Annotated in this window: 9 protein-coding genes; 8 read left to right on the forward strand and 1 reads right to left on the reverse strand. The window is 63.8% G+C overall.

The window, feature by feature from the left end; all coding sequences use genetic code 11:
* Nucleotides 1-2: 2 nt before the first annotated feature.
* The 8 genes from C1J04_RS08250 to cysE all read left to right on the forward strand — a co-directional run bounded on the left by C1J04_RS08250 (nucleotide 3) and on the right by cysE (nucleotide 8,013).
* On the forward strand, nucleotides 3-317 hold the full coding sequence (locus C1J04_RS08250; RefSeq protein WP_009826749.1) for a gene transfer agent family protein: 315 nt from the start codon (nucleotides 3-5) through the stop codon (nucleotides 315-317).
* Complete coding sequence (locus tag C1J04_RS08255; protein ID WP_009826750.1) at nucleotides 314-547, forward strand: rcc01693 family protein; 234 nt, start codon at nucleotides 314-316, stop codon at nucleotides 545-547. The genes C1J04_RS08250 and C1J04_RS08255 overlap by 4 nt, the downstream gene beginning before the upstream one ends.
* Nucleotides 547-1,206, forward strand: a complete 660-nt coding sequence (locus tag C1J04_RS08260) for a phage tail tape measure protein (protein ID WP_009826751.1) — start codon at nucleotides 547-549, stop codon at nucleotides 1,204-1,206. The genes C1J04_RS08255 and C1J04_RS08260 overlap by 1 nt, the downstream gene beginning before the upstream one ends.
* Before the next feature lie 12 nt (nucleotides 1,207-1,218).
* Nucleotides 1,219-1,851, forward strand: a complete 633-nt coding sequence (locus C1J04_RS08265; protein ID WP_037954357.1) for a DUF2460 domain-containing protein — start codon at nucleotides 1,219-1,221, stop codon at nucleotides 1,849-1,851.
* Nucleotides 1,848-2,738, forward strand: a complete 891-nt coding sequence (locus tag C1J04_RS08270; RefSeq protein ID WP_009826753.1) for a DUF2163 domain-containing protein — start codon at nucleotides 1,848-1,850, stop codon at nucleotides 2,736-2,738. Before C1J04_RS08265 ends, C1J04_RS08270 begins: the two co-directional genes overlap by 4 nt.
* Complete coding sequence (locus tag C1J04_RS08275; RefSeq protein ID WP_009826754.1) at nucleotides 2,735-3,181, forward strand: peptidase; 447 nt, start codon at nucleotides 2,735-2,737, stop codon at nucleotides 3,179-3,181. The genes C1J04_RS08270 and C1J04_RS08275 overlap by 4 nt, the downstream gene beginning before the upstream one ends.
* Nucleotides 3,181-7,107 carry a baseplate multidomain protein megatron gene (locus tag C1J04_RS08280; RefSeq protein WP_009826755.1) on the forward strand — a complete coding sequence of 1,309 codons (3,927 nt, stop codon included), beginning with the start codon at nucleotides 3,181-3,183 and terminating at the stop codon, nucleotides 7,105-7,107. Before C1J04_RS08275 ends, C1J04_RS08280 begins: the two co-directional genes overlap by 1 nt.
* A gap of 84 nt (nucleotides 7,108-7,191) precedes the next feature.
* The gene (cysE, locus tag C1J04_RS08285; protein ID WP_037954365.1) at nucleotides 7,192-8,013 is read left to right on the forward strand and encodes a serine O-acetyltransferase; all 822 of its coding nucleotides are present in this window, start codon (nucleotides 7,192-7,194) and stop codon (nucleotides 8,011-8,013) included.
* 138 nt (nucleotides 8,014-8,151) lie between these two features.
* On the opposite strand, the gene C1J04_RS08290 is transcribed toward cysE, so the two are convergent.
* The gene (locus tag C1J04_RS08290; protein WP_037954368.1) at nucleotides 8,152-9,495 is read right to left on the reverse strand and encodes a pyruvate dehydrogenase complex dihydrolipoamide acetyltransferase; all 1,344 of its coding nucleotides are present in this window, start codon (nucleotides 9,493-9,495) and stop codon (nucleotides 8,152-8,154) included.

The following is a 9,495-nucleotide window of genomic DNA, read 5'->3' on the forward strand; positions in this document are numbered from 1 at the left end:
TCATGGTGAACCGGTGGCGAGGGGATGTGGCGCTGGTGGTGAATGGTCAGCGACGCGTGGCACGGCTTACTCTGGGGGCTTTGGCCGAGCTGGAGGACGCGCTGGAGGAGCCGTCGCTGGTGGCTTTGGTCGAGCGGTTCGAGGGGCATCGGTTCAGCAGTCGGGATGTGCTGTTGCTGCTGGCCGCGGGGCTGCGTGCAGGGGGGACTGAGGTAAGTGCCGAGACGCTCGCGCAGGCCGAGATCGAGGGTGGGCCGGTGGCAGCCTCTCAGGCCGCCGCAGAGCTTTTGGCGCGTGCCTTTGTCGTGCCGGTATGAGCGTGCCGCCCAAGAGGACCACGACAGAGACCGCGCCGGGTATGGACTGGGCCGCGCTACTGCGGGCGGGGCTGAGGGGGTTGACGCTGACGCCCGACGCATTCTGGGCGCTCACGCCGGCAGAGCTGCAACTGATGCTGGGGAGCGAGGCGGGGCGGGCTCCGCTGTTGGGGGAGGGATTGGCGGCCTTGATGGCGGCTTATCCCGATAGGCAGAGAGAGGAAGACTGATGGCACAGGATGATACATTCGAGGGGCTAGAGGATGGCGCAGAGCGGCTGAATGAGACGCTTGGCGCGACGGCCACGCTGGTGGCCGGTTTCGATGCCGAACTGCGCCGTATGCGCAGCGCATTGGCCGCGACAGGCAAAGATGTCGCGACGTTGGAGAAGGGGCTGAGCCGTGGATTACGCAGGGCCTTTGATGGTGTCGCGTTTGACGGGATGAAACTGTCGGATGCCCTGTCCACCGTGGCGCGGTCGATGGTGAACACGACCTACAACGCGGCGATGAAGCCGGTGTCCGATCACGTCGGCGGGCTGATCAGTCAAGGTGTGGGATCACTGGTGCAGGGAATACTCCCCTTTGCCGATGGGGCACCGTTCTCTCAGGGACGTGTGATGCCTTTTGCCCAAGGGGGGATTGTCAGCACCGCCACAGGCTTTGGCATGCGCGGGGGCATGGGGCTGATGGGCGAGGCTGGACCGGAGGCGATCATGCCCTTGGCACGGGGGCCGGACGGTAAGCTGGGTGTCAAAGGGGGCGCGAGCGGCGGGACGACCGTGGTCATGAACATCACCACCCCTGATGTGCGGGGGTTCCAACGTAGCCAAAGCCAGATCGCCACTCAGATGAGCCGCGCGCTGAACGCTGGCAACCGTAACCGCTAGGGGAGCAAGCCGATGAATTTTCACGATGTCAGATTTCCACCTAGCCTGAGCTTTGGATCCCTCGGAGGGCCGCAACGCCGTACCGATGTGGTGACGCTCGCCAACGGGTATGAGGAGCGCAACACCCCCTGGGCCCATTCACGCCGTGTGTATGATGCGGGGCTGGGGATGCGCTCTATCGACGATGTCCAAGCGCTCACGGGGTTCTTCGAGGCACGTATGGGGCAGATGTACGGGTTTCGCTGGAAGGATTGGGCGGATTTCAAGTCCTGCGCCTCTTCGGTGGGGGTCACGTTCGAGGATCAGAGCCTTGGCTTCGGGGATGGTGTGCGGACGGACTATCAACTGGTCAAGACCTATAGCTCGGGCGGGCATAGCTACGTCAGGCCGATCACCAAGCCGGTTGCCGGAACCGTGCGCGTGGGGATAGAGCAGGACGCCCTGCAAGAGGGGAGCGATTATGAGGTTGATCTGAGCACGGGCATCATCCGTTTCGCCCATGCGCCGGACCCCGAGATGCAGGTGTTGGCGGGGTTCGAATTCGATGTGCCTGTCCGCTTTGACACGGATCGCATTCTGGTCAGCGTTGCCAGCTTTCAGGCGGGGCAGGTGCCGGATGTGCCTGTGATCGAGGTGCGGGTATGAACGGGGCGGGCAAGGACGCGGTGTTGGCGCATGCGCGCACTGGGCTGACGACGCTGTGCACGGCCTGGGCAATCCGGCGGCGGGACGGGGTGACGCTGGCGTTTACCGACCATGATCAGCCGCTCGGCTTCGACGGGTTGGCGTTTCGTGCGGATAGCGGGCTGAGTGCGCGGGCCTTGGCGCAGAGCACGGGTTTGTCGGTGGATAACACAGAGGCGCTGGGCGCGCTGAGCGATGACGCGATCCGCGAGGACGAGATCGAGCAGGGGCGCTTTGACGGGGCGGAGGTGTGCTGCTGGCGGGTGAACTGGGCCGATGTGACCGCCCGCTGCATGATCTTTCGCGGCACGATTGGCGAGATGCAGCGCGCGGGCGGTGCCTTTCGCGCAGAACTGCGCGGGCTGACCGAGACGTTGAACCGGCCCTTGGGACGGGTGTTTCAGAAGCCCTGCACCGCGGTGCTGGGGGATGCGGCCTGCGGGTTTGATCTGGCGACGGCGGGCTATGCCGTGACACTCGCCGCGCAGAAGCACGAAGACGGGCGGGTGTTCCGTTGGGAGGGGATCAACGGGTTTGACGACGCATGGTTCGCGCGGGGGCGGCTTGAGGTGCTGGACGGCCCTGCGGCGGGGCTTTGGGGTGTGATCAAACACGACCGGGTGCTGGAGGGGGGGCGCGAGGTCGAGCTGTGGGAGCCGATCCGCGGTACAATCACCGTCGGGCAACGGCTGAGACTGGTGGCAGGCTGCGACAAACGCCACACCACCTGTCGGCTGAAGTTCAACAACCTGCTGAACTTTCAGGGCTTTCCTGATGTGCCGAGCGCGGATTGGATGATGGCGGTGCCGAAATCCTCGGGTAGCAATACGGGCGGGTCGCTGAGATGAGCGCGCGCGGGACCGCCGTGGTGGCTGCGGCGCGGGGATGGATCGGTACGCCCTACGTGCATCAGGCGGCGCGCAAGGGGGCGGGCTGTGACTGCCTTGGCCTGTTGCGCGGTATCTGGCGCGAGGTGGTGGGGGAGGAGCCCGAGACGATCCCTTCCTATTCAATGGACTGGTCAGAACCACAGGGGGACGAGCAGCTTTGGCGCGCCGCACTGCGTTACCTCTCGCCCAAAGTCCTGATCGATGAGGCCCCCGGTGACGTGCTGTTGTTCCGGATGCGCAGCGGGGCGGTGGCGAAACATCTGGGCGTGGCGGCAGAGGTCGGCGCGCAGGCGAGCTTTATCCACGGCTACAGCGGGCATGGGGTGACGGAAAGCCCGCTGAGCCTGCCGTGGCGCAGGCGCATTGTGGCGCGTTTTGAATTCCCGGCGGAGGCGATCTGATGGCGACGATACTTCTTTCAACCGCAGGTGCGGCGATTGGCGGCTCTGTCGGGGGCACATTGGCGGGCTTGTCTTCGGTCGCCATTGGGCGTGCCGTGGGGGCGACCCTTGGCCGTGTGATCGACCAGCGGCTGCTGGGGCAAGGGGCGCAGGCGGTCGAGACCGGCAAGGTCGATCGCTTTCGTCTGACCCAGGCGGGCGAGGGCGCGGCGATTGCGCAGGTCTATGGCCGGATGCGTGTCGGGGGACAGGTGATCTGGGCCTCGGACTTCGCCGAGACGACGACGGGCGGCGGCGGTGGCAAGGGCGCGCCCTCGACCCCGCAGACGACGGAATACAGCTATAGCGTCAGCCTCGCCATCGCCCTGTGCGAAGGGGAGATCACCAGCATTGGCCGGATCTGGGCGGATGGGGAGGAAATCTCGGCCCACGCGCTGAATATGGCGGTCTATCGCGGGACGCGCGATCAACTGCCCGACCCGACGATTGCCGCGATCGAGGGGGCGGACGCGGTGCCGGCCTATCGTGGCACGGCCTATGTGGTGATGGAGAACCTCGGGCTGGGGCCCTTTGGCAACCGCGTGCCGCAGTTTTCCTTCGAGGTGCTGCGCGCAGAGGAACCGGATGCGCCTGCCGCCGACATCAGTGTGACCCATGGGGTCCAAGGTGTCGCGCTGATTCCCGGCACAGGGGAATACGCGTTAGCGACGACTCCGGTGCATTATACCGACGGGCAGGGTGGCCGGTGGAGCGCCAATGTCTCTACCCCCGACGGGCGCAGTGATTTCGCCGCCGCGCTGGAGGATGCCACGCAGGACCTGCCGCAGCTGGCTGCCGCGTCGCTGGTCGTCTCGTGGTTTGGCGATGATCTGCGGTGCGGCGAATGCCGCCTGCGCCCCAAGGTGGAAAGCGCAGAGGTCGAGGGCGAAAACATGCCGTGGCAGGTGGCCGGTCTGACCCGCGGCACCGCCGAGGTGATCGCCCGCGAGGACGACCGTCCGGTCTATGGTGGCACCCCCGCAGATGCCGCGGTGATCGAGGCGATCCATGCCATTCAGGCGGCGGGCAAGGCGGTGATGTTCTACCCGTTCATCCTGATGGACCAGCTTGATGGGAATACCTTGCCCGATCCCTATAGCGATGCGGGCACCCAGCCCAAGCTGCCTTGGCGGGGGCGGATCACACTGGCGAAAGCGCCGGGTCGGGCTGGCAGCTCTGACGGGACGCTGAGCGCGCATAATGAGGTAGCGGCGTTCTTCGGCACGGTCACGGCGGCGGATTTTACCATTGCGGGCGGGCAGGTCATTTATACCGGCCCGCAGGAATGGTCGATGTCGCGGTTCATCCTGCATTATGCCGCCCTGTGCAAAGCCGCAGGCGGGGTAGAGGCCTTTTGCATCGGCACCGAGATGCGCGGGCTGACGCAGATCCGCGGGGCGGGGAACAGCTTTGTCGCGGTGCAGGCGTTTCGCGCGCTGGCCGCAGACGCGCGGCTGCTTTTGGGCGCGGCCACCAAGATCAGCTATGCCGCGGATTGGTCCGAATATTTCGGCTATCACCCGCAGGATGGCAGCGGTGATGTGTTCTTTCACCTTGATCCGCTGTGGGCCGACGACACTATCGATTTCATCGGCATCGACAATTATATGCCGCTGTCCGATTGGCGCGACGGGGCGGATCATCTGGACGCGCAGCATAGCGACAGCATCTATGCGCTCGACTATCTGGCGGGTAATGTTGCGGGGGGCGAAGGGTTTGACTGGTGTTACCATTCGCCCGAGGCGCGCGCGGCGCAACGCCGTACGCCGATCACCGATGGCGCCCATGGGGAGCCTTGGGTTTACCGTTACAAGGATCTGCGCGGCTGGTGGGAGAACCTGCACCACAATCGTATCGGCGGTGTGCGCGCAGCAGAGCCGACGGGCTGGCAGCCCGGGGCCAAACCCATCTGGTTCACAGAATACGGCTGCGCGGCGGTGGACAAGGGGACCAACCAGCCGAACAAGTTTCTTGACCTCAAAAGCTCTGAAAGCAGTTTGCCGCGCTATTCATCGCGCGCGCGGGATGAGTTGATGCAAATGCAATATCTGCGTGCCGTGGCGGATCATTGGCGGGATCCGGCGCATAATCCGATCTCGGCGGCCTATGGCGGGCCGATGGTGGATATGACCCGCGCCTTTGTTTGGGCATGGGACACGCGGCCCTATCCTTTCTTTCCCAATAATCGCGCGCTGTGGAGCGATGGTCGAAATTACGCCCGTGGGCATTGGCTGAATGGCCGCAGTGCGGCGCTGCCGTTGTCAGAGCTCGTGGCGGCGATTTGCCGTCGTGCTGGCGTTAGCGATTTCGATACCTCTGGGCTGTATGGCTATGTCCGCGGCTATGTGGTGGACGAGGTGGCCGATGCGCGCGCGGCGTTGCAGCCGTTGATGCTGCGCTATGGCTTTGATGCGGTGGAACGCGACGGGGTGTTGCGTTTCATCATGCGGGACGGATTGGACGCCGTGCCGCTGAACAGAGAGACGTTGGCTGTTTCGGGTGATCTGGAGGCACCGGTTGAACAGTCCCGTGAGGCAGAGGCGGAGCTTTCGGGGCGTCTGCGTTTGCGGTTTGTGCAGGCGGATGGGGATTACGAGGTGGTCGCGGAAGAGGCGATCTTGCCTGACGACGCGACCCATGCCGTGGCGATGTCAGAGTTCAATATGGCGCTCACCCGGGCGGAGGGGCACCAGACAGCTGAACGCTGGCTGACAGAGGCGCGTGTGGCACGCGAAGGGGTGCGTCTGGCGTTGCCGCCGTCGATGATGGATGTCGGCGCGGGTGATGTGATTGCCTTGCCGCCAGACGATGGCGAGGGGGAGGCGCTGTACCGCGTGGATCGGGTCGAGATGGGGGAGATGTCCTTGATCGACGCCGTGCGGATTGAGCCCGAAGTCTATGAGCCTGCGCCCTTCGATGACGAATTGGTCGCGTTGAAACCCTTTGTCGCGCCCGTACCGGTGAACGCGCTGTTTCTGGACCTGCCGCTGCTGCGCGGTGACGAGGTACCCCATGCGCCGCATATTGCGGCCAGCGCACGGCAATGGCCGGGCAATGTCGCGGTCTATGCCTCTGGCGGGGAAACGAATTTCAGGTTGAACACTCTAATGCCCCTGCGCGCGACAATGGGGGTCACGCAAAACGACATGGCCCATGCGTGCCCCGGTGTGGTGGATCGCGGGCAGGCGCTGCAGGTCACGCTGACCAGCGGCGTGTTAGAGAGGGTTGATGAGGCCGATCTGCTGGGCGGGGCCAATCTGGCGGCGATCGGCGACGGCTCTGCCGACCGCTGGGAGGTGTTCCAGTTCGCGCGGGCCGAGCTGATCGCCCCGCAAACCTATCTTCTGCGCGACCGGCTCCGCGGGCAAGCGGGGTCGGATGGGGTGATGCCGGATGTCTGGCCGGCGGGATCGCAGTTTGTGCTGCTCGACTCTGTCCCTCGCCAGATCGCGCTGAGCCCGAACCTGTTGCGGATCGCGCAGACCTATCGCATCGGGCCTGCGGGTCGTCCGCTGAACGACCCAAGCTACGTTCAAAAAAACGAGAGCTTTGACGGCAACGGGCTGCGCCCCTATCGGCCCTGCCACCTGCGAATAGAAGAAGAGGCGGGGGCGTTGCGGTTTGGCTGGATACGCCGGACGCGGATCAATGGCGACGGGTGGACGGAGTTCGATGTGCCGCTGGCCGAAGAAAGCGAGCAATATCAGCTGCGTATCCTGCAAAACGGTGTTGTCCTGCGCGAAGAGATCGTGGACCGCGCAAGCTGGACCTATACCACCCAAATGCGCGCAGATGACGGGGCGGCGGGGCCTGCGTTGATCAGTGTTGCGCAGGTTTCTGCGCTATACGGGGCGGGGCCCGCGCTGTTTGGCGAGATCAATTTGTGATAAACTGCGCGTGTAAACCCTTGGCTTTGCGTTTGGCACTTGGGCGGAACCTGCTATATCGTGGGGACAAAGAAGGATGGTCTTATGGCAAATGCACGCACGAATATCGCCACGGTGGATCCGGTTTGGGATCAGATCCATACGGAAGCACAGAATGCTGTCCGCGATGAGCCGCTGATTGGCGGTTTTGTCCACGCCACGATTCTGCACCATAAATCCATCGAGAAAGCGCTATCCTACCGTATCGCGGCGAAGCTGGCCTCGAATGAAATGTCGATGATGGTGGTCCATGAGATGGTGGAGGAGGCCTTTGCCAGTGATCCCGACCTGATCAAGGCGGCACGTGCCGATCTGGTGGCGATTTACGAGCGTGACCCCGCCTGCCACCGGCTGTTGCAACCGATCCTGTATTTCAAAGGCTATCAGGCCGTGCAGGCCTACCGTGTGGGTCATCACCTGTGGAAACAAGGTAAACGGGATCTGGCCTATTTCGTGCAGATGCGCGTGAGCGAGATTTTTGGCGTCGATATCCACCCCGCCGCGACGATCGGCAAGGGAATCATGATCGACCACGCCCATTCCGTCGTGATTGGCGAAACCGCGGTCGTGGGCGACAACGTGTCGATGCTGCACTCGGTCACTTTGGGCGGGACGGGCAAGGAAGAGCAGGACCGTCACCCGAAAATTGGCAACGGCGTGCTGATCGGCGCGGGGGCGAAAGTGTTGGGTAATATCTCTATCGGGCATTGCTCGCGCATTGCGGCGGGGTCTGTCGTGCTGGAATCCGTGCCGCCCTGCAAGACCGTCGCGGGCATTCCTGCGCGGGTCGTGGGTGAGGCGGGTTGCGATCAGCCATCGGTCCTCATGGATCACATGCTGGGGCCGCAGGGCGATATTAATATGTAATGCTAGGGGATTGAGGGCGCGCGCCTTCGTCGAGATGTGAAAAGGCCGGACCCGTCATTGGGGCCGGCCTTTTTTTTGTGAGGCCGGGGGCTGTCTGCCCACGGACCCCCGAGGATTTGGATCCATTTGGAAGAGGGGTTACGCCAGCATCATCATGGGGTTTTCGAGATTGTCCTTGATGGCGCTGAGCAGCTGAGCGCCCAAGGCACCGTCGATGACGCGGTGATCGACAGAGAGGGTGACGGACATGACCGTGGCGACGGCGAGTTCCCCGTCCTTGCCGACGATGGGTTTCTTGACCCCTGCGCCGACGGCCAAAATCGCGCCATGGGGTGGGTTAATGACCGCATCGAAGTTGTCGATCCCGAACATGCCGAGGTTCGAGATGGCGAAGCTGCCGCCCTGATATTCATGCGGCGCAAGCTTGCGGTCGCGTGCACGGGTGGCGAGGTCTTTCATCTCTGCCGAGAGGGTCGAGAGCGATTTCATCTCGGCGTCTTTCAGCACTGGCGTGAACAGGCCGCCCTCGATGGCCACGGCGACGGCCACATCCGAGGGCTTGAGCTTGAGGATGCGGTCACCGGCCCAGACGGCATTGGCGTCAGACACGGTTTGCAGCGCCAGCGCGCAGGCTTTGATGATGAAGTCATTGACCGACAGCTTCACGTCGCGGGCTTCGAGTTGTTTGTTCAGCTCACCACGGAACTTCAGCAGCGCGTCGAGCTCGATGTCGCGGCGCAGGTAGAAATGCGGGATCGACTGTTTGGCTTCGGTCAGGCGCGCGGCGATGGTCTTGCGCATGCCGTTGAGGGAGATTTCCTCGAACGCGCGGCCTTCGTAGATTTTCATCACGGCGTCGGCGGAAGGGCCCGCAGCAGGGGCCGCCATGGCTGCGGGGGCGCTGGCGGTTTGCGTGCTTTCGGCCGGTTTGGCTTTGGCACCACCGGCGGAGGCTGCCTCCACATCTGCTTTGATGATGCGACCATGCGGGCCAGAGCCGGAGAGTTCGGTCAGGTCCACGCCTTTGTCTGCCGCGATGCGACGGGCCAGCGGTGTTACAAACAGCCGTTTTCCGTCACTGCCCTTGGGCGCGGCGGGGGCGGATTTGCCTGTGTCGTTGGCGTCGCTTTCGCCGCGGCCGTAGCCTTTTTCAGGGGCCGCGTCCTGGTCGGGGGCATCTTCCTTGGCGCTGTCCTTGGCGGCCGGGGCAGGGGCGCTGTCAATGTCTGACGCCTCTTCGCCCTCTTCCAGCAGCACGGCGATGGGGGTGTTCACCTTGACGCCTTCGCTGCCGTCACCGATCAGGATCTTGCCGATGGTGCCTTCGTCGACGGCTTCGAATTCCATCGTCGCCTTGTCGGTTTCAATCTCGCACAGGATATCACCGGAGGAGACGCTATCCCCTTCGGAAACAAGCCATTTCGCCAGCGTGCCTTCTTCCATCGTGGGGCTGAGGGCGGGCATGAGGATTTCTATGGGCAT

Origin of the sequence: Sulfitobacter sp. SK025 (genome assembly GCF_003352105.1) — a bacterium.
GTDB lineage: Bacteria > Pseudomonadota > Alphaproteobacteria > Rhodobacterales > Rhodobacteraceae > Sulfitobacter > Sulfitobacter pontiacus.

Bases quoted from the DNA above. Each gene is read 5' to 3' on its own strand.
- C1J04_RS08250 (WP_009826749.1), top strand. From the start codon at position 3: ATGGTGAACCGGTGGCGAGGGGATGTGGCGCTGGTGGTGAATGGTCAG.
- C1J04_RS08255 (WP_009826750.1), top strand. From the start codon at position 314: ATGAGCGTGCCGCCCAAGAGGACCACGACAGAGACCGCGCCGGGTATG.
- C1J04_RS08260 (WP_009826751.1), top strand. From the start codon at position 547: ATGGCACAGGATGATACATTCGAGGGGCTAGAGGATGGCGCAGAGCGG.
- C1J04_RS08265 (WP_037954357.1), top strand. From the start codon at position 1,219: ATGAATTTTCACGATGTCAGATTTCCACCTAGCCTGAGCTTTGGATCC.
- C1J04_RS08270 (WP_009826753.1), top strand. From the start codon at position 1,848: ATGAACGGGGCGGGCAAGGACGCGGTGTTGGCGCATGCGCGCACTGGG.
- C1J04_RS08275 (WP_009826754.1), top strand. From the start codon at position 2,735: ATGAGCGCGCGCGGGACCGCCGTGGTGGCTGCGGCGCGGGGATGGATC.
- C1J04_RS08280 (WP_009826755.1), top strand. From the start codon at position 3,181: ATGGCGACGATACTTCTTTCAACCGCAGGTGCGGCGATTGGCGGCTCT.
- cysE (WP_037954365.1), top strand. From the start codon at position 7,192: ATGGCAAATGCACGCACGAATATCGCCACGGTGGATCCGGTTTGGGAT.
- C1J04_RS08290 (WP_037954368.1), bottom strand. From the start codon at position 9,495: ATGCCCATAGAAATCCTCATGCCCGCCCTCAGCCCCACGATGGAAGAA.